Raw genomic sequence first — 25,843 nt, forward strand, 5'->3', positions numbered from 1 at the left:
GCCTTGCGAGGTCTTCACCTCGTCACTAGACTGCTGGCCTTATGAATCTACCCGTGCCTTCCCTGCGTCCTGACGACGGCGATGACCTGGCAGCCTTGTGCAAGGCCGCTGGCGACCCGTTGCGCCTGAACGTATTGCGTGCACTGGCCAACGATTCGTTCGGCGTACTCGAACTGGCGCAGATCTTCGCCATCGGCCAGTCCGGCATGAGCCACCATTTGAAGGTCCTGGCCCAGGCCGACCTGGTGGCCACCCGCCGCGAAGGCAATGCGATTTTCTACCGTCGCGCCCTGCCCCACACCGAGTTGCTCGGCGGCAAGCTGCACGCCGCCCTGCTCGAAGAAGTCGACAGCCTGGCCCTGCCCAGCGACGTGCAGTCGCGCATCGGTCAGGTCCACGGTCAGCGCGCTGCCGCCAGCCAGGATTTTTTCACCCGGGTTGCCGAGAAGTTTCGCGCCCAGCAGGACCTGATCGCAGGTTTGCCGCAATACCGCGACAGCGTACTGGCGCTGCTGGACAAGCTGAGCTTCAGTGATGAAGCCACGGCACTCGAAGTGGGCCCTGGCGATGGCGGTTTCCTGCCAGAACTGGCGCGGCGATTCCAGCAGGTCACGGCGCTGGACAACAGCCCGGCCATGCTCGAACTGGCGCGCCAGCTGTGCGAGCGAGAAGCATTGGGCAACGTGCGCCTGCAGTTGGCGGATGCGCTCAATCACAACAGTCTGCAGGCCGACTGCGTGGTGCTGAATATGGTGCTGCACCATTTCGCTGCCCCCGCAGACGCCCTCAAGCAGATGGCGAAGTTGCTGCAACCCGGCGGTAGCCTGCTGGTCACAGATTTATGCAGCCACAACCAGAATTGGGCCAGGGAGGCCTGCGGTGATCTCTGGTTGGGTTTTGAACAGGACGATCTGGCCCGTTGGGCCACCGCTGCGGGACTCGTTCCCGGGGAAAGCCTCTATGTAGGTTTACGTAATGGTTTCCAGATCCAGGTCCGCCATTTCCAGCGGCCGGCTGGCGACACTCACCATCGGTAAATTTCAGGAAAACATCGAGATGAGCGAATACTCCCTTTTCACCTCCGAGTCCGTGTCTGAAGGGCATCCGGACAAAATCGCCGACCAGATTTCTGATGCGGTGCTGGACGCCATCATTGCTGAAGACAAGTTCGCCCGTGTGGCGTGCGAGACTCTGGTGAAAACCGGCGTAGCGATCATCGCTGGCGAAGTGACCACCACCGCCTGGGTTGACCTGGAGCAGATCGTTCGTGATGTGATCACCGACATCGGCTACACCAGCTCCGATGTCGGCTTCGACGGCGCGACCTGCGGCGTGATGAACATCATCGGCAAGCAATCGCCTGACATCAACCAGGGTGTCGACCGTGCCAAGCCTGAAGATCAGGGCGCCGGCGACCAGGGCCTGATGTTCGGCTACGCCAGCAACGAAACCGACGTGCTGATGCCAGCGCCGATCACCTTCTCGCACCAGTTGGTGCAACGCCAGGCTGAAGCCCGCAAGAACGGCCTGCTGCCTTGGCTGCGCCCGGACGCCAAGTCCCAGGTGACCTGCCGCTACGAAGGCGGCAAAGTCGTCGGCATCGACGCCGTTGTACTGTCGACCCAGCACAACCCGGACGTTTCCTACGCTGATCTGCGTGAAGGCGTGATGGAGCTGATCGTCAAGCACGTGCTGCCGGCCGAACTGCTGTCCAAGGACACCCAGTTCCACATCAACCCGACGGGCCAGTTCATCATTGGTGGCCCGGTGGGCGACTGCGGCCTGACCGGTCGCAAGATCATCGTCGACAGCTACGGCGGCATGGCCCGTCACGGCGGTGGCGCGTTCTCCGGCAAAGACCCGTCCAAGGTTGACCGTTCGGCGGCCTACGCCGGTCGCTACGTGGCCAAGAACATTGTCGCCGCGGGCCTGGCCGAGCGCTGCGAGATCCAGGTGTCCTACGCCATCGGCGTGGCCCAGCCTACGTCGATCTCGCTGAATACCTTCGGTACCGGCAAGATCAGCGACGACAAGATCGTCAAGCTGGTGCGCGAGATCTTCGACCTGCGCCCTTACGCGATCACCACCATGCTCGACCTGCTGCATCCGATGTACCAGGAAACCGCAGCCTACGGCCACTTCGGTCGTACCCCTGCGCAGAAGACTGTCGGCGACGACACCTTCACCACCTTCACCTGGGAAAAAACCGATCGCGCCAACGACCTGCGCACCGCCGCCGGCCTGTAATCGCTCACGGCATATAAAGCCTCGCCGGGTTTACCCCCGGCGGGGCTTTTTTATTGCCTGCGGGATCACCCTCACATTTTTTGGATCCAAAGCTTGCAGGCCAAATAATGGCCCTCTAGAATCCGCGCCCTCTCGGGCCCTCTACCTTATTTGGATATTGCCCTGCGCCAGCCCGGGATCGATCAGCGCGCAGGCAATCGAACATTGAGGTTTTTCATGCGCATCTCCACGCTCGCCCCTGCCGCCCTTCTGCTCAGCCTGTTCGCCCTGCCGGCCCAATCCGCCGACCTGAGCGCACTGAGTGGCGCGCTGACGTCCCAACTGGGTGGCGGCAACTCCGGCGACTGCCAGAAGCAATCCGCAGACCTGCAAGCCAAGATCGATGCAGCCGAAGCCCAGAAAGACAACCTGAAAGTGAAGGCATTCAAAGCGGCGCAGGAGCAGATCAACAAAGGCTGTAACAAACTTGCTGAAACCCAGGCGAAGGCCGACGCCAAGCAGCAAACCCAGGAGGCCAAGGCTGATAAGAATGACGCCGTGAAAGCCTTGGGCGGTCTGTTCAAGTAACTGGAAACACCCGGTAAAAAGCCCCGCACTGCCGGGGCTTTTTTGTGCCTGCCTGGATCACTTAGGCTGGGCGCCCTTTACGAGCAAGGAATGCTCATGACGCGCTTACTGATTGCGCTGCTGCTCAGCACGCTGACCTTTTCAGCCTGGGCTGACGGCTGCCCGGCTGAAGCCCGGACCCAACTCGGCACCCTGGCCGAACAGATCCGCCAGTGGGATGACAGCTATCACCGGCTCGGCCATTCCCCCGTCAGTGATGAGCTCTACGACCAGGCTCGCCAACGCCTCGCGCAATGGCGCGAATGTTTCCCTCAACCCACGGCAAAGGCCGACAACCCACTGGCCAGCGCACGCGGCACCCTGGCTCACCCGGTCGCCCATACCGGGCTGGCAAAACTGTTGGATGAACAGGCCGTCGGCACCTGGCTCGACACGCGCCAGGAGGTGTGGATACAACCCAAGGTCGACGGCGTGGCGGTGACATTGGTGTACCGCCACGGTCGGCTGAGCCGGGTCATCAGCCGTGGCGATGGCCTGCTCGGCCAGGACTGGTCAGCCTCGGCGCGCAAGATCCCCGGCATTGTCCAGCAGTTGCCGGAGCCCCTCGACCTGGTGCTGCAAGGCGAACTCTACTGGCGCCTCGACGACCACGTGCAGTCGGCACATGGCGGGCTCAATGCCCGCAGCAAAGTGGCTGGGCTGATGAACCGCAAACACTTGAGCGACATCGAAGCTGCCGGCATCGGCGTGTTCATCTGGGCCTGGCCCGACGGCCCGACCGCGTTCAACGAGCGCCTCGCCAGCCTGGCACGCTGGGGTTTCACCGACAGCCAGCGCTACAGCCAGCCCATCCAGGACATTACCCACGCCGCACACTGGCGCGCCTATTGGTACAACCATCCCCTGCCCTTCGCCAGTGATGGCGTGGTGCTGCACCAGGCGCAGCGCGCACCCGCCGAGCGCTGGCAGGCGAGCACGCCGTACTGGGCGGTCGCCTGGAAGTACCCGGCGGCCAAGGCCCTGGCACTGGTGCGCAACGTGCGGTTCAAGATCGGCCGTACCGGGCGCATCACCCCCATGCTCGAACTCGAGCCCGTGCGGCTGGATGACCGGCAGATCAGCCGTGTCAACGTCGGCTCGCTGAAACGCTGGCAAGCACTGGACATCCGCCCTGGCGATCAGGTCGCCATCAGCCTGGCGGGCCAGATCATCCCACGGTTGGACCAAGTGATCCTGCGCAACACCGCCCGGGTCGACCTGCCGGTCCCGGACCCTCTGGACTTCCACGCCTTGAGTTGCTGGCAGCTGGACCCCGGCTGCGAGGAACAACTGCTGGCGCGGCTCACCTGGCTCAGCGGTGATCAAGGCCTGGCCTTGCCCCATATCGGCCGCGAGACCTGGAACATATTGATCCAGGCCGGTCTAATCGCAGGCTTTCTCGATTGGTTAACCCTGGACGCGGCAGAGCTTGCTAACATTGATGGCTTCGGCGATCGCAGCCGCGCGCGGGTGCTCGACAGCCTGCACAGCGCGCGGCAACGGCCTTTCGCCCAATGGCTCAAGGCCCTGGGCATACCGCCTGCGGCACGCAACAACCTGGAAGGCGGCTGGCAGACACTGGCCGCCAAGGACACCCAGGCCTGGCAGGCCACCGATGGCATCGGCCCGGGTCGCGCGGCGCAACTGAGCGCTTTTTTTCGCGATCCGCACGTACAGGCTTTGGCTGAAACACTACGCGTGGCCGGGATAGACGGGTTTTGAACCCGGCCTGGCCATTTTTAAACGGCGGCAGAATTCATCCTGCTGCCAGATTGCGACTTTGGAGTCCCACATGAAATTTCTCGCCCCCTTTGTCTTGTTGACTGTCGCAAGCTGCATGGCCACGCCACTGCTGGCGGCCGAAGAAGCTGCCCCCCTCACCGGCTGCGCCGCCAAGCGCCAGGCCATCAGCGCCCAGATCGAACAAGCCAAGGCGCATGGCAACAGCGCGCAACAGGCCGGCCTGGAAAAAGCCCTGAGCGAAGTCACTGCCAACTGCACCGACGCCTCCTTGAGGAAGGAGCGCGAAAACAAGGTGCTCGACGCCAAGCACGAAGTCAGCCGCCGTCAGGCTGACCTCGACAAGGCAATGAAAAAGGGCGATGCCGAGAAAATCAACAAACGTAAGGACAAGCTCGCCCAGTCGCGCAAAGAACTGCAGGACGCCGTGGAACAACTCGACGAATAACGCCGGTCAGTGATCGCGAAACTGCTTATGGCAGGCGCTGCAGGCATCTTCGACTTTCTGCACCGCAGGCCCAAGGTTGCTGGCCTTGTACGGCTGGACCTGGCTGGCGACCACCAGTTCACCGGTGGCCGCTTCAAGGTTGCGGGCCAGTTCCTGGAAGCGTGCCTGTTGTTGCCATACGTCGTCCTTGGCACTGGTGTGATCTTCTTCGCGCACGCTCGGGAAGTGCTTCCATGGTTCATGCGACAACGCATCGAGCTTGACCGCGCCTTCGGCAAACTTCGCGCCGTCGAACGGGATGCGCCCACGCAACATGCCACCCAGGTCCTCCCCGGTCTTGAGCATCTGTTTGAAAATCGCCTTGCGCTGGCCCAGCGGGGAATTTGGATCGACGCCGCCACAGGCGGACAAGGCCACGCAGGCCAGCAATACAACCGTCAGTTTTTTAAAAGTCATGATGGCTCAGGGTCACGGGAAACGGCGGCCAGTATCCTCGCCCCGCCCGCAAAGACCAATAGCCCTATTAATAATAGGGTTGCCCGACTGCGCTACAGCGCGGGCAATCGCTTCAGGAATTGCGTTTATGAATGTCCTACTGAAAACCTGGAGCCGCCGCCTGGCGTGGGCTCTGCCGATTGCTGCACTGCTGGCCGGCTGTGATGGCGGTAAAGACGCCAACAAAACAGAGGAAGTGACCAAACCCCATGCCGTAGCCACCTATGTGAGCGCGCCATGGGAAGCCCTGCCGGCGGTGTCCGACAGCGACCTGCTGGCCGGCTTTGAAGCCTGGCGCAGCGCCTGCCAACGCCTCAAGGCCGACCCGATCTGGGGCGCGACCTGTGCCGCAGCGGTCACCGTGCCGGGCAATGCCGTAGCGGTGCGTGGTTTTCTCAAAGAACGCCTGGATGTCTTCGGCCTGCGCTCGGCCGACGACACCCCCAATGGGCTGATCACCGGCTACTACGAACCCGTCTACCCCGGCAGCCTGACCAAGACTGCCACCGCCCATGTGCCCGTGTATGGCGTGCCGGATGACCTGATCATCGTCAATCTGGAAAGCATCTACCCGGAACTCAAGGGCAAGCGCCTGCGCGGTCGCCTTGAAGGCCGCGTGCTCAAGCCCTATGACGATGCCAGCGCCATCAACGGCCAAGGCTCCAGCGCCAAGCCGATTGCCTGGCTGACCAACCCGATGGACCTGCAATTTCTGCAGATCCAGGGCTCGGGCCGCATTCAACTCAAGGACGGCCGCCAACTGCGCGTGGGTTATGGCGACCAGAACGGCTACCCCTATCGTCCTATCGGCCGCTGGCTGGTGGAGCAAGGCGAGTTGAAGAAAGAAGAAGTAACCATGGGCGCCATCAGCGCTTGGGCCAAGGCGCACCCGGAGCGAATCCCGGAACTGCTCGCAAGCAACCCCAGCTACGTGTTCTTCAGCGCCCGTCCCGACAGCAATGAAGGTCCTCGCGGTTCGCTGAACGTGCCCCTGACGGCAGGCTACAGCGTGGCGGTGGATCGCAAGGTGATCCCGCTGGGCAGCCTGTTGTGGCTGTCGACCACCACGCCCGACGGCTCGGCATTGGCACGTCCCGTCGCCGCACAGGACACCGGCGGTGCAATCACCGGCGAAGTGCGCGCGGATCTGTTCTGGGGCACGGGTGATGCGGCAGGTGAGTTGGCGGGGAATATGAAGCAGCAAGGCCAGATCTGGATGCTGTGGCCCAAAGGCGCGGCGTTGCCGCACGTGCCGGATGCACCCGCGGGTACCTGAGGAACACTGAAGATCAAATGTGTAAACGGGCTCGTCGCGAGGAGAAGGCCTGTCGTGGGAAGCGGGCTTACTGTGGCGAGCGGGCTTGCCCCGCGTTGGGGTGCGGAGCAGCCCTGACAACAGGCGCCGAGTTCCTTCTGAAAGAACTCGGTGTGCCGATTAGGGCCGCTTCGCGCCCCAACGCGGGGCAAGCCCGCTCGCCACAGTAGGCCCGCTTGCCACAGCAGCCCGCTTGCCACAGTAAGACCAGCCACAATAGAGGGCCGGGCTACGCCTTAGATCGAGACGAAGAAGAAGCTCGCGATCAATACCATCCCTACAAACCACACCAGCGAACGCAGCATTGCCCAGTCGGCGACGTAGCAGATGATGTACAACAGGCGACTGGTGATAAACAGCACCGCCAGCACATTGATGGTCACCAACGACGCAGTCCCGGCAAGGTGGGCGATAATCACCGCCGCCGCGAAGGCGGGTGTCACCTCAAAGCTGTTGAGCTGCGCGTTGTGGGCGCGCTTGGCGAAGCCGTCGAGGGTATCCAGAAAAGCGCGCGGATCATGATTCTGCCGCGGGCCGAATTTGCCGCCACTGAACTTGGCCACCCCTGTGCACAGGTAAGGCAGGAAAATCGCTATCAACACACACCAGAAAGCCACCGTCATCACTGATTCCTTTTGTAGTTTTAAACAGAAATTAGAGTTTTAGCACTAAACCTACCAAACCGCACTTACCGGCTATGAGCACGCCGCGCACCGAAAGGTTCTATCGCGCTGTGCAACCTCATGCCCGCCCTGCGGTCCACCCATGCATCAACGAACTGCCACCTAACCTCCAAGGACCCCGGATGCTTGAACTTGTCGCCGCCTTCATCTGCCTCACCACCCTGCTCACCTATGTGAACTTCCGTTTTATCGGCCTGCCACCCACCATCGGCGTGATGGTCACGGCCCTGCTGTTTTCGCTGATCCTGCAAGGCCTGAGCGTGCTCGGCTACCCGGGCCTGGAGGAACGTATCCAGCAACTGATCGGCCAGATCGACTTCGGCGATTTGCTGATGAACTGGATGCTGTCGTTCCTGCTGTTCGCCGGCGCCCTGCACGTCAACCTCAACGACCTGCGCAGCTACCGCTGGCCCATCGGCCTGCTGGCAACGTTCGGCGTGTTGATTGCCACCGTGGTGATCGGCAGCCTGGCGTATTACATCTTCGCGCTGTTTGGCTGGCACGTGAGCTTCCTCTACTGCCTGCTGTTCGGCGCGCTGATCTCACCCACCGACCCGATTGCGGTCTTGGGCGTGCTGCGCACCGCCAACGCCTCCAAACCGCTGAAAACCACGATCGTCGGCGAGTCGCTGTTCAACGACGGCACGGCGGTGGTGGTGTTTACGGTTTTACTGGGTATTGCACAGCTGGGCGAAACGCCGACCGTAGGCGCTACCGCGATGCTGTTTGCCCATGAGGCGATTGGCGGCGTGGTGTTTGGTGGCCTGATCGGCTACCTCGTGTACCTGATGATCAAGAGCATCGAGCAGCACCAGATCGAAGTGATGCTGACCCTGGCCCTGGTCATCGGCGGTTCGGCGATGGCCACCGAACTGCACGTCTCGGCGCCGATTGCGATGGTGGTGGCCGGTCTGATCATCGGCAACCTGGGGCGCAAGCTGGCGATGAACGACATGACCCGTCGCTATCTGGATGGCTTCTGGGAACTGCTCGATGACATGCTCAACGCGCTGCTGTTCGCGCTGATCGGCATGGAGCTGCTGCTGTTGCCGTTCAACTGGCTGCACGTCTTCGCTGCCAGCCTCCTGGCCGTAGCAATCCTGGTGTCACGCCTGCTGACCGTTGCTCCGGCGATCCTGCTGCTGCGCCGCTGGCGCACGGTGCCACGCGGGACGATCCGCATCCTGACCTGGGGCGGCTTGCGCGGCGGGGTTTCGGTAGCGCTGGCACTGGCTTTGCCGCTCGGCCCGGAGCGCGACCTGCTGTTGAGCATCACCTACATCGTGGTGTTGTCGTCGATCCTGTTGCAGGGGTTGACCATTGGCCGAGTCGTGAAGCGCGTAGCCGAACCCCAGTGAACCACTGAGCCTTGACGTCGCTACAGCACACGTTCGCCGACGGGCGCTGCACACAGGTGTTCAAGCAGGTGCCGCATCGCCAGTGGGTGGCGCGGCGTCGAGCTGTGCATGACAACCAGATCCCGCGCATAGCGCGGGGCATCGTCGACTGGCAACACACAGAGCCCGCTGCGCGACATCCCCGCCCACTGGGGCACCAGTGATACACCCATGCCTTGGGCGACCAGTATCGCGATGGTTTCCAAGGCATCCAGCTCACACAAGACCCGCGGATCCAAGCACTGCTCATCCAGGAAACGCTGGGCAATCTGCCCGCCCCACGAACGCGCGTCGTAGCGAATGAATGACCGCTCTCGCAGCAAGGCTTCAAACGTCTGCGAGCCACAGTCAGCGGGAGCAATCAAAATCAAAGGTTCGGTCCCCAGCAAAGTCGCCACCAAAGCCTTGGGCAGGTGAAACGGAGGCCTGACAAGAATCGCCGCGTCCAACTCTTGGGCCAGCAACCTCTCATAGAGGCTTTTGGAGTCACCCGGTGTGATCTTCAGCCTCAATCCCGGCGCCGAGAGCGCCAGTCGCTCGATCGCCCTCGGCAAGATTCCGGTCAATGCGGTTGAAATAGCACCGATCTTGATCTCTCCCGATAAGCCATCCTGGCTCAAGTCCTCCTGTAACTCGCGCGCCTGGTCAATTACGGCCTGGATTTTTGGTAACAACAACAGGCACTGGTCCGAGGGCCACGCGGCATGCGCGGTACGTACAAGCAACGTGCACCCCAGCGTTCGCTCCAGCGTCTTGACCCGTTGGCTGATCGCCGCCGCAGTACGGTTTTCACGTCGCGCGGCCGCTGCAATCGAGCCGGCTTCGATGACGGCGACCAGGCTTCCCAGGAATCGAATATCCATAAGTTTTCCTTTCGCTCAGACCAACGCGAACCCGTTTTACCCGGACACACGGCCTGTTTAATTTGAGGGCTCCCCCTCACGGAGATCCCATCGATGAACAGACCCTTCCATGCTGCATATCATGTTTATGACCTGAACCAGGCGCGCATTTTTTATCGAGATGTTTTGGGCTGCACGGAAGGCCGTAGCAGCGAGACCTGGATCGATTTCGATTTTTTCGGCAATCAGCTTTCACTGCACTTGGGCACGCCCTTCCCCACCACACGTACCGGCCTGGTCGGTGACCATCATGTGCTGATGCCGCACCTCGGCGTGGTGTTGCCGCTCGAGGAATGGCAGGCACTCGCCGAGCGTCTCAGCCAATTGGGCACGCCGTTCGAGATCCCGCCAGTCATTCGCTTCGCCGGGGAGCCTGGCGAGCAACGCACGCTGTTTTTTCTCGATCCCAGCGGTAACCCCATAGAAGTGAAAGGCTTCAAGGACTTCGCAGGGCTGTTTGCTCAATAAAACCCTGACAACTACAACAATAAGGGCCACCCCCATGACCACCCGAAAACCCACCAGCCTTGTCATCCGCATCATGATCGGCCTGGCTGCCGGAATAATCGTCGGCATCCTTCTCAACCAGTTTCCCGAACATAAGGAGTGGTTCATTAATAACCTGCTGCAGCCAGCAGGCGACTTGTTTATCAAGCTGATGAAGATGATCGTCGTGCCGCTGGTGTTTGCCTGCATGACGGTCGGCATTGCTGGCATGGGAAATCCTGCCGCCTTGGGACGCGTCGGCGTGAAGACGTTCATTTACTTCTTCACGATAACCAGCATTGCGATCGTCTTTGGCCTGGTCGTTGCCAACGTCGTCGAGCCAGGCGCGGGGGCGGAATTCGCCAGCACCCTGCAGACGCCAGTCACAGGGCTGGCCACCCACGACACCACGCAGAATCTGGGCCAAACGCTACTGGCGATCGTGCCGGACAACATCGTCCTGGCCATGTCACAGGGCAAGCTGCTCTCGGTGCTGTTTTTCGCGATTCTGTTCGGCTGCGCGTTGTCGCTACTGACCGAGGAGCGCAAGGCGCCGCTGATCAGTGTGATGCAAAGCGTCTCCGACACTATGTTCAAAGTCACCCATCTGGTCATGCACTACTCGCCAATAGGCATTTTCGGACTGATAGCCGTCACTGTCGCCAGCTTCGGTCTCAGTGCCTTGCTGCCACTGGCCAAGCTGATCGGCACGACTTATGTCGCAGTGTTGCTATTTGCACTGTGCATACTGGGTACGGTTGCGCGACTGGCAGGGGTCGGCTTTTTCCACTTGGTGCGAGAGATACGCAGTGAGTTGCTGCTGGCCTATAGCAGCGCCGCGTCAGCAACGGTAATGCCTCAATTGATCGAGAAGATGGAGCGCTATGGCGCGCCACGTCCCATTACCAGCATGGTTATCCCGCTGGGCTATTCGTTCAACCTGGATGGCGCATCGCTGTTCGCTGCACTGGGCACGTTGTTCATCGCCCAGGCGTATGGCATCGACTTGAGCCTGGCAGATCAGGGCATGCTGATATTGATCATGGTGTTGACGTCGAAGGGCGCCGCAGGCGTGCCAGGATTCATGTTTATCATCCTGACCGCGACCTTGACCACAGCAGGGCTCCCTGTGGAAGGAGTGGCGATCATCGCAGGCGTCTATCGCTTGATGGATATGCCGGTCACGGCTTTGAATGTACTGGGTAATGCATTGGCGCCGCTGGTGATTGCCCGCTGGGAAGGTCAACTGAAGGCACCTGACAGCACGCCCACAGCTGAAACCGGCGCGGCGCCGTTGAAAGCCTGAAAGTTATAAAAAACCCCGCAAAGACTGTGCTTGAGCCTTTGCGGGGTGCAATCAGGTCTTGTCCTTACGCTGGGCTCCCTGCTCCCCTGCGTTGGCGTGAGCGGCATCAGGCGCCTTGCTTTCACTGCGAATCTGCGCGTGACTGATCAACGCAAAGATAAAGCTGCCGCCGATGATATTCCCGGCCAGGGTCGGGCCGGCAAACACCAGCCAGAAGTCTTTCCACGGCAATTCGCCGGCAAACACCAGGTACGAAACCTCGGCCGAACCGACGACGATATGGGTGAAGTCCCCCAGCGCCATCAGGTAAGTGATCAGGATAATGATCCACATCTTGGCGCTTTCCATGGAGGGGATCATCCACACCATGGTCGCGATCATCCAACCGGAAACGATGCCTTTTGCAAACATCTGGCCGGCGTCGTTTTCCATGATCTTGCGGCCGATTTCGAGGAAGGCCAGGTCGGTCTTGGTATCGAAGATCGGCAGGTGCAGCATCACATACGCCACCAGCAGGGTGCCGCACAGGTTGCCGACCAGCACGACTGTCCATAAGCGCAGCAGGCGTCCCGCGTTGCCCAGCGTAGGCTTGCTCATCACCGGCAGCACGGCGGTCAGGGTGTTTTCGGTGAACAATTGCTGGCGCGCCAGGATCACCGCAAGGAAGCCTGCGCAGTAGCCGAAGCTGGCGATGACCTTGAAGGCTTCGCCATCTGGCAGGCGCGAGTTGAGCAAGCCCATCGCCATCAGCGACAGTCCCATGGTCAGGCCGGCAGCGAGCGCCGACCACCACAAGGCGGCGACGCTGCGCTCCAGCTCCTGGTCGCCCTGGGTGCGGATGATTTCATGCAACACCGCCGCGCGGGGGGGTTGGTTCTTGTCCACGTCCTGTTGCTCTTCCTGCGACAGGTTGGGGGTCTTGCCGTCTGCTTGAGTGGCCATGATGTACCAGAGTCCGAGGGGTGCCTGTAGCTACGACCTGCCGGCGCCGTAGCTGTTCAGTGACCAGGCAACTAAACCCGCTTGCGCCAGGCCTTGGCCATCTCCACGGTAGTGTCACTGGACGACATACTCCATGGCTTGTTGCGCGCCTGGTAATGTTCGCTGAGACCATCAAGCACACGATTGAACGCCTGCGGCGTGATGGCCTTGGCCAAGTCTCGTGCCGCGCGCTGCAACAGTTCGACATTGGATGCCGGCTGGCCAGGTCGGAACAGTGACGGGTAGATAACCTCCCGTGTAAAGCTCTCGGCACTCACCGCAATATCGCGACGTTTCATTTCGGCAACAGCGCAAGCCATGACCCTGGAAGTGGACGGTACATCGCCGGCGCCCTGATTAGCAGCCACTTGCAGCAATCGCTGAAAATTTCGCTGGCCTGGGTCATTCAAGCGCCGTCCCAACCATTCTAATTGCTCGGGACTTCGGGCAAGTGCTTCCAGATTGCGCACTGCCGACGACAGCTTCGGTGTGAACAGCAAGCCAGCATGCGACTTATCGACCTCTGTAATCGCATGGTCCAGCGCGCGCAACGCCTGTTTCGCTTCTTCTCGAAACATCAGCACACTGGCTGCGGCGCTGTCTGCCTGCAACGCCGTCTGCACGCTGGCCAGTGTTTCATCATCCATCGCCAGCACCGCCGCATCCAGCGAACCGAACGAGTGAGAATCCCTCGTCGAGGCCAGATTCTGCAGGTGCCCAGCCACCGCTTCACGGGCCCTTTCCTGCAGGTGCTGCTTGTGCTCATCCTTCATGGTGAAGTTGACCGTCCCGTTGAACAGGCCGCGAAAATCTCCCTGTTCGGTATTCAGTGGCGACACCAGCGTCTGGTGGGCAAATGCCTTGAGCCTATTATCCTGGTAAGCCTCGGCAGCCGAATGTGGCGTTCCCGTAATGCAGTCGACCAGGCTACTGAAAAAACTGCCACTTTGGGCAGGCTCCTCGTCGGAGTCAGGCTCGAATTTGATGATCAGCGACTCGGGCTTGCTCAGGAGGCTCTCGGCAAACAATCGGTCCACCACGCCTGGCGCTGGCGTATTGAGCATCAGGCCACCGTCCTGAAAGGTCGTGGTTTCTGTCGCCATCTGAAAGCCATGCCCCTGTTCCACAGGGCTTTTGAACAGTGCCGGCAACGAACCCGAAATACGCGCAGCGCGGGCAATATCCATGTCCGGCGTCAAACTGCTGTTGAACACTACCAACTGTGGACGCCCTCCAAACATGCCCGTGCCGGTGATATTGAGTTGCTTGACCGCTGCAATACTGCGGCTTAACACCTCAAGGTCGGCAAACGTCGGCGTGCCACCAGCACTGAGCTTGTCAGCAATGCGCATGACTTCGGCAGGCCGGGTTTCTCTGGGAGTGTCGGCAATATGACCAAGAAGCGCCTTGCGCGACTCGTCGCGGACCATGTCCTCCAGCGGGGCGGCATCGGTTTTCAGGCGCGGCAGCAGGGTCATCAGCAACTGGGAAATATTGCCGACCGGGCCCGGCAAATACCCGAGGTATTCGCCCAGTGTCGAACTGGCGTCCTGCAACCAGGCCGTCACAGGGTCTTTGCTGTTCAGCAAGGTAGGCAGACTGATGTTGTCCGACAGTCCATCGAAGGCTGCGGCACTCATTCCACTGGCAATCAATGCCGCAGAAATCGCACCGGCGGATGAGCCGGAAATCACCTGGATGCCTTCCAGCTTCCGGGCGTCCTCGAGTGCCTGCACCACCCCTGAAAAGGCAACCCCCTTGGCGCCACCACCGCTGAGCACCAAATGCGTGATGGGCGGCCGCGACAATGTGACCTCCACACGCCCATGGGGATCGCGCTGGAGGATCAGATTGCGCGCGCCGCCGCCCTCCACCCGTAACGTCTTCGCGGTGTGATCGACGCGGGTACTGACATCTCCAGGCGAGGGAAACTGAACGGGATTGACCGGATTGAGCACTTTCATGCGCTGACTCACTCTGCGGGGGGGGGTATAGTGCTGAGTGATGACAGAGCCTGGGAAAGATCCAACCGGAACAATCAGGTAACAGAAACCAAACCGGTGGGCATGCAGTTATTCCTGGATGCCATCCTCTTGGAACTGGTCCTTGACGTACTTGATTTCCGTACGGCCGTGAGGCGCTGGCAGGCCATCTTCCCCGAGGTTGACGAAGACCATCTTCTCGACGGTGAGGATGCTCTTACGGGTGATCTTGTTGCGCACTTCACAGGTCAGGGTGATCGAGGTGCGACCGAATTCGGTGGCGGTGATGCCCAGCTCGATGATGTCGCCCTGGCGCGAGGCACTGACGAAGTTGATTTCGGAGATGTACTTGGTCACCACGCGCTGGTTGCCCAACTGGACAATCGCATAGATCGCCGCTTCTTCGTCGATCCAGCGCAACAGGCTGCCACCGAACAGGGTGCCGTTGGGGTTGAGGTCTTCGGGTTTTACCCATTTGCGGGTGTGGAAGTTCATAGGGACTCCAGGTTTGAGATGTTTGGCGATTGGGTTGTGGCCCCCAGCTTCAAGTTTTAAGCGACAAGCTGCAAGTAGTAGCCGATTCGCTCTTACTTGCCGCTTGTAGCTTGTTGCTTGCCACTAGCCGGATAAAGACAGCTATAATCGCCCCCGATTTCAGAACGGCTACTACCGTTCTCCCGCCACCTGTCCGAGGGGCGCTGCAGCAGGTTCAACCTGTCAGGCTCGGATGGGGCGTTGTCCGGCCTGGTTAGCCAGCTGGATACTAAACGCACAACGGCGCCCATTCGCACACTACGAATGGAGGCTCTTCATGAGCGCTGTAAACACGCCTGCAGATTTCAACGACTACAAAGTCGCCGACATGTCCCTCGCTGCCTGGGGCCGTCGCGAAACCTTTATCGCCGAATCCGAAATGCCTGCGCTGATGGGCCTGCGTCGCAAGTACGCCGCTGAGCAACCGCTCAAGGGCGCGAAGATCCTCGGCTGCATCCACATGACCATCCAGACTGCCGTGCTGATCGAGACCCTGGTTGCCCTGGGTGCCGAAGTACGCTGGTCGTCCTGCAACATCTTCTCGACTCAAGACCAGGCCGCTGCCGCTATCGCTGCTGCCGGTATCGCCGTGTTCGCCTGGAAAGGCGAGACCGAAGAAGAGTACGAGTGGTGCCTGGAGCAAACCATCCTCAAGGATGGCAAGCCATGGGACGCCAACATGATCCTCGACGACGGCGGCGACCTGACCGAGCTGCTGCACAAGAAGTACCCGCAGATCCTCGACCGCGTCCACGGCGTGACCGAAGAAACCACCACCGGCGTACACCGCCTGCTGGACATGCTGGCCAAGGGCGAGCTGAAAATCCCGGCCATCAACGTCAACGACTCGGTGACCAAGAGCAAGAACGACAACAAGTACGGCTGCCGTCACAGCCTGAACGATGCCATCAAGCGCGGCACCGACCACCTGCTGTCGGGCAAGCAAGCCCTGGTGATCGGCTACGGTGACGTGGGCAAGGGTTCGTCCCAGTCCCTGCGTCAGGAAGGCATGATCGTCAAGGTGTCCGAAGTCGATCCGATCTGCGCCATGCAAGCCTGCATGGACGGTTTCGAAGTGGTTTCGCCGTTCATCAACGGCCAGAACGACGGCACCGAAGCGAGCATCGACAAAGCCCTGCTGGGCAAGATCGACCTGATCGTGACCACCACCGGTAACGTTAATGTTTGCGATGCGAACATGCTCAAGGCCCTGAAAAAGCGCGCTGTAGTGTGCAACATCGGTCACTTCGACAACGAAATCGACACTGCTTTCATGCGCAAGAACTGGGCGTGGGAAGAAGTGAAGCCACAGGTACACAAGGTTCACCGTACCGGCGCTGGCGATTTCGACCCGCAGAACGATGACTACCTGATCCTGCTGGCTGAAGGCCGCCTGGTTAACCTGGGCAACGCCACCGGCCACCCAAGCCGCATCATGGATGGCTCGTTCGCCAACCAGGTACTGGCCCAGATCTTCCTCTTCGGCCAGAAATACGCCGACCTGTCGCCTGCCCAGAAAGCCGAGCGCCTGACCGTGGAAGTACTGCCGAAGAAACTCGACGAAGAAGTGGCCCTGGAAATGGTCCGCGGCTTCGGTGGCGTCGTGACTCAACTGACCAAGACCCAGGCCGACTACATCGGCGTGACCGTCGAAGGTCCGTTCAAGCCGCACGCTTACCGCTACTAAGCAGCGGCAGGCTTTCAGCGGCAAGCGGCAAGAAATGCGCTTGTGCCGAGGGCTTGCTACTTCATTGCTCTTTAAGCAGCTACCAGCTGCGAGCTCCAAGCTGCAAGAACAGGCACACCGCCCTCTTGCAGCTTGAGGCTTGCAACTTGCAGCTGGAGACCTCACATGTCCCAAGACCGTCGCTACAGCTTCGAGTTCTTCCCGACCAAGACCGATGCTGGACATGAAAAACTGATGGCTGTTGCCAAGCAACTGGCCAGCTACAATCCTGACTTCTTCTCCTGCACCTACGGCGCCGGCGGCTCGACCCGTGACCGCACGATCAACACCGTGCTGCAGCTGGAAAGCGAAGCCAACATTCCCGCCGCTCCGCACTTGTCGTGCGTGGGCGACAGCAAGGCCGACCTGCGCGGCCTGCTGACCCAATACCAGCAAGCCGGCATCAAGCGCATCGTCGCCTTGCGTGGCGACCTGCCATCCGGCATGGGCATGGCCAGCGGTGAGCTGCGCTACGCCAACGACCTGGTGAGTTTCATCCGTGAAGAAAGCGGCGATCACTTCCATATCGAAGTGGCGGCTTACCCGGAGATGCACCCCCAGGCGCGCAACTTCGAAGACGATCTGCAGAATTTCGTGCGCAAGGCCAACGCCGGCGCCGACAGCGCGATCACCCAGTACTTCTTCAACGCCGACAGCTACTTCTACTTCGTCGAGCGCGTGCGGGCCATGGGTGTGAACATCCCGATCGTGCCAGGCATCATGCCGATCACCAACTACAGCAAGCTGGCACGCTTCTCCGACGCGTGCGGTGCCGAGATCCCACGCTGGATCCGCAAGCAACTGGAAGCCTACGGCGACGACGTCAAGAGCATCCAGGCGTTCGGCGAACAGGTCATCAGCAGCATGTGTGAAGAATTGCTGCAAGGTGGCGCACCTGGGCTGCACTTCTATACGCTTAACCAGGCTGAGCCGAGCCTTGCAATCTGGAACAACCTCAAGCTGCCGCGCTGAGGTCTGACCGAGCTGCACCCAGGCCCTCGTTTATACGAGGGCTTTTTTTGTTCACATCTCCCCGGAATGGAAGCCTGCAGTAAATGAATACAGCGTCCCCGACTCCCCGCCCGCAGCTGGTTTACCTGGTATTCGGCGCCGAGACCTATCATCAGGAAGCGGTATTCAGCATCGCCAGTGCCCTGGCGCAGCTGGGCGCAACCGAGGACCTGCCCCTGGACATCCAGGTGTTCAGCGACAACCCGGCGCCCTACGATGGCCTGCCGGTGCAGGTCCACGTACTGGATGAGGCCACGCGCAAACGCTGGAGCGAGCCTCACGGCTACCATTTCCGCACCAAGCACGTGCTGTTGCGCCAAGTCCTGGAAACGGCGGAGCGCGCACTGCTGATCGACACCGATACGTTTTTCCACGACTCGCCCATGGCCCTGTTCGAGCGCGTCGCGCCCGGCACCCTGCTGTGCAACGCCTTCCACGCCAAGTACGGCGATAACCGCGAAAGCGTGCTGTACGACGCGCTCGCGCCGTACCTGAACGAAAAAGGCCTGGCCGACGACAACATGTGGCTGCTCAACTCCGGGGTCATGGGCCTGGCTCACCAGGACGCGCACCTGCTGGACCAGTCGATCGCGCTGATGGACGAACTGTTCCCGATGGCTCTCGGCGCCTACACCCTGGAAGAGTTCTGCCTGTCGGTTGCCGCCTACCGCCAGGTCAACGTGCGCCAATGCCCGGACCTGATCCACCATTACTGGAGCCGCAAACAGCTGTTCCGGGCCAAGGTCAAGGCGTGGATCACCAAGCACAGGGCCAGCCCCATCAGCACGCTGGCCCTGGCCGACACACGCAAGGTCTCCGCCCACTTGCCGCGCCCGCCACGCCTGCAGCGCCTGATGTACAAGCTGATCACCCTGGCCCTGCCCAAGCGCAAGCAGCAGTTCATCCGCGAGATTCTCTACGGGTGCTACGAGCACCAAAACGAGTTCGACCAGGCATGTGGCCCGGTTTGGTGGGACAAGGCCCGCCAGAATCAGGAAGAGCGCCAGCAGCGCCCGGTCGATGCACACCAGCTGGAGCACTGGTTCGCCAACCCGTTGGTGCGCCTGATTCTCGGTGAGCGGCGTACCGCCATCTACGAGCACTTGATGAGTTCGCAGACGCATTGATACCGCCTGCAGATGCGTGTGCCAGAGCTTCTCTTTAGCGCAGGAGCGTCGTAACCTCAGGGTATGCCCGTGATCCTGAAGCTTGCGACCGCTGCCCTTTTCACTTGCCTGAGCCTGGCCGCTTATGGCGAGAAACTGCGCATTGTCACCGAGCCCTGGGCACCCTATGTGTACGAAGAACGCGGCGCCATGCAGGGACTGGACTACGACACCACGGTGATCGTGTTCCAGCGCCTGGGGGTCGATGTCGAGTGGCAATTCCTGCCCTGGAAGCGCTGCCTGGCCATGCTTGACCAGGGCCAGGCCGACGGCGCGCTGGATATTTTCCACAGCCATGAGCGCGACGCGCTGCTGCTCTACCCCAGCGAACCGCTGTCACAAGTCGAGTTCACCCTGTTCTATGCCAACGAACGGCCGCACCCGGCCCAAAGCCTTGAGGACCTGCGCGGCCTGACCATCGGCACCTCGCCCGGCTACCTGTATGGCGAGCCGTTCAGCGATTCCGCACTGTTCAACCGCGAAGCGGCGCCCAGCCATGAGGCCAACTTCGGCAAATTGATGCTCGGGCGCATCGACCTGGTGATCACCGACCGCCGGGTCGGCCAGCACGTGATCAAGGCCATGGGCCTGGAAGGCAAGGTCAGCCAGGCCCAGGTCGTGGTCAGCCGCCAGCCGCAGTTCCTGGCCGTGCGCCGGGGTGCGGGCATGGACCTGCTGGTGCAGCGCTTTGCCGCCGAGCTCAGGCGCTTCAAACAGGAACCGGCCTACGCCGCCTTGAGTGCCAAATATGGTGGAATCCAGGCCATAACGGCAGCAGGAGACACCGTTGAGCAGCAGGAAAGCAGCGCGCAGTGATTGCTCTGTTATACTCCGGCCTTTCCGCCAGGCTTACGCCCGGCCGCTGAGGTCTTGAAAAAGGCACCCAACCCCGCTACAGCGCAGCTTTCAGCCCGCGCGAGCCGGTGTGGAGTGCTCGCCAGACGCAGCAGGACCGGACGGGATTGCGCTCCCCTAAGCGCCATTCGCGCCCGGCAAGATTATCCCTCTGGGCCAAGCCCTAACTAAAACAGGATTACTCATGTCCTTTGCTTCCCTCGGTCTCTCCGAGGCTTTAGTCCGCGCCATCGAGGCAGCGGGCTATACCGAGCCTACTCCGGTGCAACAGCGGGCCATTCCCGCCGTGTTGCAAGGTCGCGACCTGATGGTTGCGGCTCAGACAGGTACTGGTAAAACCGGCGGCTTCGCCCTCCCGATTCTGGAGCGGTTGTTCCCCAATGGTCACCCGGACAAATCCCAGCGTCACGGCCCGCGCCAACCGCGCGTACTGGTCCTGACCCCCACCCGCGAACTCGCCGCGCAAGTGCACGACAGCTTCAAGCTGTATGCCCGCGACCTGAAGTTCGTCAGCGCCTGCATCTTCGGCGGCGTCGGCATGAACCCACAGGTTCAGGCCATGTCCCGTGGTGTCGACGTGCTGGTCGCCTGCCCCGGTCGCTTGCTCGACCTGTGCGGCCAAGGCAGCGTCGACTTGTCCCACGTGGAAATCCTCGTGCTGGACGAAGCAGACCGCATGCTCGACATGGGCTTTGTCCATGACGTGAAAAAGGTCCTCGCCCGCCTGCCGGCCAAACGTCAGAACCTGCTGTTCTCGGCAACGTTCTCCAACGACATCACCGCCCTGGCCGGCAAGCTGCTGCACAACCCGGAACGCATTGAAGTCACGCCGCCCAACACCACGGTCGAGCGTATCGAACAACGCGTGTTCCGCCTGGCCGCCAGCCACAAGCGTGCGCTGCTGGCCCACCTGATCACCGCCGGCGCGTGGGAACAGGTACTGGTGTTCACCCGCACCAAGCACGGCGCGAACCGCCTGGCCGAGTACCTGGACAAGCACGGCCTCACCGCCGTCGCCATCCACGGCAACAAGAGCCAGAACGCCCGCACCAAAGCCCTGGCCGATTTCAAGGCCGGTGAAGTGCGCATCCTGGTGGCCACCGATATCGCCGCCCGCGGCCTGGATATCGACCAACTGCCACACGTGGTCAACTTCGAACTGCCGAACGTCGACGAAGACTACGTGCACCGTATCGGCCGTACCGGCCGTGCCGGTCGTTCGGGTGAAGCCATCTCCCTGGTTGCACCGGACGAAGAAAAACTGCTGAAAAGCATCGAGCGCATGACCAAGCAGAAAATCGCCGACGGCGACCTGATGGGCTTCGATGCCAGCGCCGTCGAGGCTGAAAAGCCAGAAGCGCGCGAGCGTCCGGACGTGCGCAACCCACGCAACCCACGCGGTCCGAAGGGCGATGGCCCGAACGGCGGCGGTGGTGGCGGTGGTCGTCGCGACAAGGGCAAGGACAAGGGCGGCAAGGAAAAAGCGCCTACCAACGGCCGTGGCGAGCGCCCGGCCCGTGAGCAAAAACCACGTGAAGGCACCCCGGCCCGCGAACAGCGCCAGCCGACCCAGCCACCCCGTGCTGCAGCCGACCGCGCCCCGGACGAGTTCCTCGACGACGACGTGGATAACTTCGGTAACCGCGTCGACTACGTGCCCCAGGCCAAACCGGCCCAGGGTCGTGGCCGTCGTCCAGGCGCCCCGGCGCAAGGCGCCGGCGCAGGTGCTCCACGTGGCGGCCAGCCACAGGGCGGTCGTCAGAACGGTCCGCGCAACAGCAGCGGCGGCACCACCGGTACGCCACCGGCCAAGCGCAACGGCCCGCGTAACGGCGCGCCACGTGATGGCCAGGCCCGTCGCGATGATTCGCGCAGCAACAACCGTCGCCCGGCCCGTGACGACCAGCCACGCTTGTCCGAACCCGCCGTGCAGAACCCGCGCGGTGGCCCGGCGCCGAAGATCATCCACAAGGAGTCGAAAGCCGACCGCTTCCCGACACCGGAGCAGTTGGATCAACTGCCAGGCCGTCCTCGTGGTGAAAAACCAGCGCTGCTGACCCGCAACCGCTGAGTTTCAAAGCACCACAAAAAATGCCCCGCCTCTTTCGAGACGGGGCATTTTTTTTGACTCGACACTGATCAACTGTGGGAGCTGGCTTGCCTGCGATTGTATCGACTCGGTGTGCCTGATGCTTCGATGGGCCCGCATCGCAGGCAAGCCAGCGCCCACATTGCGTACATTCCAGGCATAAAAAAACCGGATCTCAGGATCCGGTTCTTTCGGGTAAAAACAGAAATTACTTCTGCTTGACGCCTTCCAGCGAGATGTCCAGGTCTACAGTCTGCGAGGACGGGCCTGGGCCTTTGATGCCGAAGTCGTTCAGGTTGACGGTAGTGGTGGCGTTGAAGCCAGCACGTTCGCCGCCCCATGGATCCTTGCCTTCACCGTTGAAGGTCGCCTTGAAGGTCACAGGCTTGGTCACGCCGTGGAAAGTCAGGTCGCCCGTCACATCAGCGGTTTTTTCGCCGGTGGATTTAACAGCGGTGGACACGAACTTGGCATCGGCAAACTTGCCAACGTCGAGGAAGTCCTTGCTGGCGATGTGCTTGTCACGTTCTGCGTGGTTCGACCACAGGCTGGCGGTTTTCACGTCGACCGAGATTTTGCTGGCTTCAGGCTTGGCGGCATCCCAGCTGAACGAACCATCCCAGTCCTTGAAGGTACCGTGGATGTAGCTGTAACCCAGGTGGCTGATTTTCCAGTCGATGAAGGCGTGCTGGCCTTCCTTGTCGATCTTGTAGTCGGCGGCCATCACCTGACCAGCAGACAGCAGGGCGGTACCGATGGCCAGAGCGGCGAGAGTCTTTTTCAACATGCTTTCTATTCCTTGTGAGTCGAGGTTGAACATCAGGCTTTGCGCCCCAGCATACGAACCAGGGTCACATCACGATCAATGAAATGGTGTTTCAGCGCGGCCACGCCATGCAGGCCGGCGAACACCACCAATACCCAGGCCAGGTACAAATGCACCACGCCTGCAGTGTCTGCCTGGTCCGGCAGCCCGGAAACCAGCGCAGGAATCTCAAACAGGCCAAACACCGGGATCCCGACACCGTCTGCGGTGGAAATCAGGTAACCGGCAATCATCACGGCAAACAGCCCGAGATACAGGAACGCGTGGCCAAACGCAGCCCCCAGACGCGTCATGCGGCTATAGCTGGCAAGCGGTGGCGGCGGCGGGCTGACCAGGCGCCAGACGATCCGCACGAGCATGATGGCGAACAGCGTAATGCCGATGCTCTTGTGCAGGTCCGGGGCGTCTTTGCGCCAGGCACTGTAGTAGTCGAGACCGACCATCCACAGGCCCAATGCGAACAGACCGAACACCACCAGGGCCACGCCCCAGTGCAAAACGATGCTGACCCAGCCATAGCGGGCCGGTGAATTACGTAGTTGCATGTCCCAAATCCCGTAAGAGCTGTGGCAAGACTATCGATTTACCTATCGAATTAAAGCGGAAAATTTCGCTTTGAAATATCGAGAAATACGATCAAGAGCGTATGCAGAGTAAGTTAACAAGAGATTAAGGACTATCCAGAAGAAACGTGACGGACTGTCCTGCGTTTACCACCAATTTACGCTTCAAACTCGCAATGGGTTGTGACACAGGCCTGCATTGCATAGGCTTGCGCGACTGTTTCACCTGCGCCACACGCGGGACCGCTTCGAGGAGATGACCGATGGGCTTGAACAACCAGTGGATGCAACGCGACCTGGCCGTGTTGTGGCATCCCTGCACCCAGATGAAAGACCACCAGCAACTGCCGCTGATCCCCATCAAGCGCGGTGAAGGCGTGTGGCTGGAAGATTTCGAAGGCAAGCGCTACCTCGATGCCGTCAGCTCCTGGTGGGTCAACGTGTTCGGCCACGCCAACCCGCGTATCAACCAGCGCATCAAGGATCAGGTCGACCAACTTGAACACGTGATCCTCGCCGGTTTCAGCCACCAACCGGTGATCGAACTGTCCGAGCGCCTGGTGGCGATGACGCCCGAAGGCCTGACCCGCTGTTTCTATGCCGACAACGGTTCGTCGTGCATCGAAGTGGCGCTGAAGATGAGCTTTCACTACTGGCTCAACCGCGGCCTGCCGAACAAGAAGCGCTTCGTCACCCTGACCAACAGCTACCACGGCGAAACCATCGCCGCAATGTCGGTGGGCGATGTGCCGCTGTTTACCGAAACCTACAAGGCGCTGCTGCTGGACACCCTCAAGGTGCCGAGCCCGGATTGCTACCTGCGTCCCGAAGGCAAGAGCTGGGAAGAGCATTCGCGCAACATGTTCCAGGCCATGGAGCAGACCCTCGCCGACAACCACGACAGCGTCGCGGCGGTGATCGTCGAGCCGCTGATCCAGGGCGCCGGCGGTATGCGCATGTACCACCCGGTGTACCTCAAGCTGCTGCGCGAAGCCTGTGACCGCTATGGCGTGCACCTGATCCACGATGAAATCGCCGTGGGCTTCGGCCGTACCGGCAGCATGTTCGCGTGCGAGCAGGCCGGTATCCGCCCGGATTTCCTGTGTTTGTCCAAGGCCCTCACTGGCGGCTACCTGCCATTGGCGGCGGTGGTCACCACCGATGATGTCTACGACGCCTTCTACGACGACTACCCGACCCTGCGCGCCTTCCTGCACTCCCACAGCTACACCGGCAACCCGCTGGCGTGCGCGGCCGCCTTGGCGACCCTGGATATTTTCGAAGAAGACAACGTCATCGAGAACAACAAGGCCCTGGCCCAGCGCATGGCCACCGCCACCGCGCACCTGGTGGACCACCCGCACGTGTCGGAAGTGCGCCAGACTGGCATGGTCCTGGCCATCGAGATGGTCCAGGACAAAGCCACCAAGACCGCCTACCCGTGGCAGGAACGCCGTGGCCTGAAGGTCTTCGAGCATGCCCTGGAACGCGGTGCGCTGTTGCGGCCCTTGGGCAGCGTGGTGTATTTCCTGCCGCCGTATGTGATCACGCCGGAGCAGATCGATTTCCTCGCCGAGGTGGCCAGTGAAGGCATCGACATTGCCACCAACAGCAAAGTCAGTGTCGCCGTGCCGAAGGACTTCCACCCAGGCTTTCGCGATCCCGGCTGATCACACCCTTGCAGGCGCCGGCAAGCCGGCGCCTGCAGAAACACCTTATTTTCCAGAGAACAGAAATGAGACTGTCCCGCTTTTTCACCGACACCCCGCTGAGCCTTGGCGAGCACGAGTTGCCCGAAGCCCAGGCGCACTACATCAGCCGTGTACTGCGCATGAACGAAGGCGACGCCGTGCAGTTGTTCGACGGTTCCGGCCAGGAGTTCCTGGGCACTTTGCTGGATGTCGGCAAGAAGCGCGTCAGCGTGCAACTCACGCAAAGCTTCGCCGGGCAGGCTGAATCGCCGCTGCACATCCACCTCGGCCAGGGGTTGTCGCGGGGCGAGCGCATGGATTGGGCGATACAGAAAGCCACCGAACTGGGCGTCAACGCGATCACGCCGATTTTCAGCGAGCGCTGCGAAGTGCGCCTCAAGGATGAACGCGCCGACAAACGCCTGCTGCACTGGCGCCAGGTGGCAATCAGCGCGTGCGAGCAATGTGGGCGTTCGACAGTGCCAGTGATTCACCCACCGCTGCTGCTGGCGGACTGGTTGAAACAGACCGAGGCCGACTTGAAACTGGTCCTGCACCCGGTGGCCGAGCCGCTGGTCAGCCATGCCAAGCCTGCCAGCCTGGCCTTCCTGATCGGTCCTGAAGGCGGGTTGACCGACAATGAAGTGCAAACCGCGCAAGACGCCGGCTTCCATGCCGCCCGCCTGGGCCCGCGCGTATTGCGGACCGAGACGGCGCCTGTCGTCGCTTTGGCGGTGGCCCAGCAACTCTGGGGCGATTTCTGACCCTGCCTCGAATGTAAGCGCTGGCTAGCC

General features: G+C 61.2%; 24 protein-coding genes and 1 riboswitch. Of the genes, 16 read left to right on the forward strand and 8 right to left on the reverse strand.

The genetic code is table 11. From position 1 onward, the window contains the following. Positions 1-41 precede the first annotated feature (41 nt). From NTD80_RS05655 to NTD80_RS05675, 5 genes are all read left to right on the forward strand, one after another. A complete protein-coding gene (locus NTD80_RS05655) occupies positions 42-1,037 on the forward strand; it encodes an ArsR/SmtB family transcription factor (protein ID WP_065904848.1) in 996 nt (331 codons plus the stop codon). Positions 1,038-1,056: 19 nt separating this feature from the next. Continuing rightward, positions 1,057-2,247: a methionine adenosyltransferase gene (gene metK / locus NTD80_RS05660; protein WP_034109862.1), complete on the forward strand. Its 1,191-nt coding sequence runs from the start codon at positions 1,057-1,059 to the stop codon at positions 2,245-2,247. Positions 2,248-2,463: 216 nt separating this feature from the next. After that, positions 2,464-2,814: a hypothetical protein gene (locus tag NTD80_RS05665; RefSeq protein WP_065904850.1), complete on the forward strand. Its 351-nt coding sequence runs from the start codon at positions 2,464-2,466 to the stop codon at positions 2,812-2,814. A gap of 96 nt (positions 2,815-2,910) precedes the next feature. Further along, on the forward strand, positions 2,911-4,575 hold the full coding sequence (gene ligB / locus NTD80_RS05670; protein WP_262132572.1) for an NAD-dependent DNA ligase LigB: 1,665 nt from the start codon (positions 2,911-2,913) through the stop codon (positions 4,573-4,575). 70 nt (positions 4,576-4,645) lie between these two features. Next, the gene (locus NTD80_RS05675; protein ID WP_262132574.1) at positions 4,646-5,041 is read left to right on the forward strand and encodes a DUF1090 domain-containing protein; all 396 of its coding nucleotides are present in this window, start codon (positions 4,646-4,648) and stop codon (positions 5,039-5,041) included. Positions 5,042-5,047: 6 nt separating this feature from the next. Here NTD80_RS05675 and NTD80_RS05680 read toward each other — a convergent pair whose 3' ends face one another. Further along, positions 5,048-5,497, reverse strand: coding sequence for a c-type cytochrome (locus NTD80_RS05680; RefSeq protein WP_065904855.1), 450 nt, complete (start codon positions 5,495-5,497; stop codon positions 5,048-5,050). Positions 5,498-5,624: 127 nt separating this feature from the next. Here NTD80_RS05680 and NTD80_RS05685 point away from each other — a divergent pair, with 127 nt between their 5' ends. After that, complete coding sequence (locus tag NTD80_RS05685; RefSeq protein WP_262132577.1) at positions 5,625-6,812, forward strand: murein transglycosylase A; 1,188 nt, start codon at positions 5,625-5,627, stop codon at positions 6,810-6,812. Between the two features lie 275 nt (positions 6,813-7,087). Here NTD80_RS05685 and NTD80_RS05690 read toward each other — a convergent pair whose 3' ends face one another. Then, positions 7,088-7,474 (reverse strand): MAPEG family protein, encoded by a 387-nt coding sequence (locus NTD80_RS05690; protein ID WP_065904857.1) that lies wholly within the window; start codon positions 7,472-7,474, stop codon positions 7,088-7,090. A gap of 182 nt (positions 7,475-7,656) precedes the next feature. Between NTD80_RS05690 and NTD80_RS05695 the strand changes: the two genes are divergently transcribed. Continuing rightward, complete coding sequence (locus NTD80_RS05695; RefSeq protein ID WP_262132581.1) at positions 7,657-8,892, forward strand: cation:proton antiporter; 1,236 nt, start codon at positions 7,657-7,659, stop codon at positions 8,890-8,892. Between the two features lie 20 nt (positions 8,893-8,912). Here the strand turns inward: NTD80_RS05695 and NTD80_RS05700 are convergent, their stop codons facing one another. Then, the gene (locus NTD80_RS05700; protein WP_262132583.1) at positions 8,913-9,794 is read right to left on the reverse strand and encodes a LysR family transcriptional regulator; all 882 of its coding nucleotides are present in this window, start codon (positions 9,792-9,794) and stop codon (positions 8,913-8,915) included. 93 nt (positions 9,795-9,887) lie between these two features. On the opposite strand from NTD80_RS05700, the gene NTD80_RS05705 reads away from it, so the two are divergent. Beyond that, positions 9,888-10,301 (forward strand): VOC family protein, encoded by a 414-nt coding sequence (locus NTD80_RS05705; RefSeq protein WP_262132584.1) that lies wholly within the window; start codon positions 9,888-9,890, stop codon positions 10,299-10,301. A gap of 34 nt (positions 10,302-10,335) precedes the next feature. Further along, positions 10,336-11,625 (forward strand): cation:dicarboxylate symporter family transporter, encoded by a 1,290-nt coding sequence (locus NTD80_RS05710; protein WP_262132585.1) that lies wholly within the window; start codon positions 10,336-10,338, stop codon positions 11,623-11,625. A gap of 51 nt (positions 11,626-11,676) precedes the next feature. Here the strand turns inward: NTD80_RS05710 and NTD80_RS05715 are convergent, their stop codons facing one another. The 3 genes from NTD80_RS05715 to NTD80_RS05725 form a co-directional block, all read right to left on the reverse strand. Then, positions 11,677-12,567: a formate/nitrite transporter family protein gene (locus NTD80_RS05715; RefSeq protein ID WP_262132586.1), complete on the reverse strand. Its 891-nt coding sequence runs from the start codon at positions 12,565-12,567 to the stop codon at positions 11,677-11,679. A gap of 71 nt (positions 12,568-12,638) precedes the next feature. After that, complete coding sequence (locus NTD80_RS05720) at positions 12,639-14,570, reverse strand: patatin-like phospholipase family protein (RefSeq protein ID WP_262132587.1); 1,932 nt, start codon at positions 14,568-14,570, stop codon at positions 12,639-12,641. Between the two features lie 108 nt (positions 14,571-14,678). Beyond that, positions 14,679-15,083, reverse strand: coding sequence for an acyl-CoA thioesterase (locus NTD80_RS05725; protein WP_065904864.1), 405 nt, complete (start codon positions 15,081-15,083; stop codon positions 14,679-14,681). A gap of 189 nt (positions 15,084-15,272) precedes the next feature. Continuing rightward, positions 15,273-15,378, forward strand: a riboswitch (S-adenosyl-L-homocysteine riboswitch). A gap of 21 nt (positions 15,379-15,399) precedes the next feature. On the opposite strand from NTD80_RS05725, the gene ahcY reads away from it, so the two are divergent. The 5 genes from ahcY to NTD80_RS05750 all read left to right on the forward strand — a co-directional run bounded on the left by ahcY (position 15,400) and on the right by NTD80_RS05750 (position 21,951). Continuing rightward, positions 15,400-16,809 (forward strand): adenosylhomocysteinase, encoded by a 1,410-nt coding sequence (gene ahcY, locus NTD80_RS05730; protein ID WP_010207176.1) that lies wholly within the window; start codon positions 15,400-15,402, stop codon positions 16,807-16,809. A gap of 165 nt (positions 16,810-16,974) precedes the next feature. Further along, complete coding sequence (gene metF, locus NTD80_RS05735; protein ID WP_065904866.1) at positions 16,975-17,820, forward strand: methylenetetrahydrofolate reductase [NAD(P)H]; 846 nt, start codon at positions 16,975-16,977, stop codon at positions 17,818-17,820. 83 nt (positions 17,821-17,903) lie between these two features. Continuing rightward, on the forward strand, positions 17,904-18,986 hold the full coding sequence (locus NTD80_RS05740) for a hypothetical protein (protein ID WP_262132589.1): 1,083 nt from the start codon (positions 17,904-17,906) through the stop codon (positions 18,984-18,986). A gap of 63 nt (positions 18,987-19,049) precedes the next feature. After that, positions 19,050-19,841, forward strand: coding sequence for a substrate-binding periplasmic protein (locus NTD80_RS05745; protein ID WP_262132590.1), 792 nt, complete (start codon positions 19,050-19,052; stop codon positions 19,839-19,841). Between the two features lie 223 nt (positions 19,842-20,064). Continuing rightward, positions 20,065-21,951: a DEAD/DEAH box helicase gene (locus NTD80_RS05750; RefSeq protein WP_120450290.1), complete on the forward strand. Its 1,887-nt coding sequence runs from the start codon at positions 20,065-20,067 to the stop codon at positions 21,949-21,951. 226 nt (positions 21,952-22,177) lie between these two features. Here the strand turns inward: NTD80_RS05750 and NTD80_RS05755 are convergent, their stop codons facing one another. Both NTD80_RS05755 and NTD80_RS05760 read right to left on the reverse strand, forming a co-directional pair. Then, entirely contained in the window at positions 22,178-22,756 is a 579-nt protein-coding gene (locus NTD80_RS05755; protein WP_262132593.1) for a YceI family protein, read from the reverse strand. Positions 22,757-22,788: 32 nt separating this feature from the next. After that, the gene (locus tag NTD80_RS05760) at positions 22,789-23,340 is read right to left on the reverse strand and encodes a cytochrome b (protein WP_003216842.1); all 552 of its coding nucleotides are present in this window, start codon (positions 23,338-23,340) and stop codon (positions 22,789-22,791) included. Between the two features lie 281 nt (positions 23,341-23,621). Between NTD80_RS05760 and NTD80_RS05765 the strand changes: the two genes are divergently transcribed. Beyond that, a complete protein-coding gene (locus NTD80_RS05765; RefSeq protein ID WP_262132595.1) occupies positions 23,622-25,028 on the forward strand; it encodes an adenosylmethionine--8-amino-7-oxononanoate transaminase in 1,407 nt (468 codons plus the stop codon). A gap of 65 nt (positions 25,029-25,093) precedes the next feature. Next, positions 25,094-25,813, forward strand: a complete 720-nt coding sequence (locus NTD80_RS05770) for a 16S rRNA (uracil(1498)-N(3))-methyltransferase (protein WP_120450292.1) — start codon at positions 25,094-25,096, stop codon at positions 25,811-25,813. The last annotated feature ends 30 nt before the right edge of the window (positions 25,814-25,843 follow it).

This window comes from Pseudomonas sp. 13B_2.1_Bac1 (assembly GCF_025466155.1).
Taxonomy (GTDB): domain Bacteria; phylum Pseudomonadota; class Gammaproteobacteria; order Pseudomonadales; family Pseudomonadaceae; genus Aquipseudomonas; species Aquipseudomonas aylmerensis.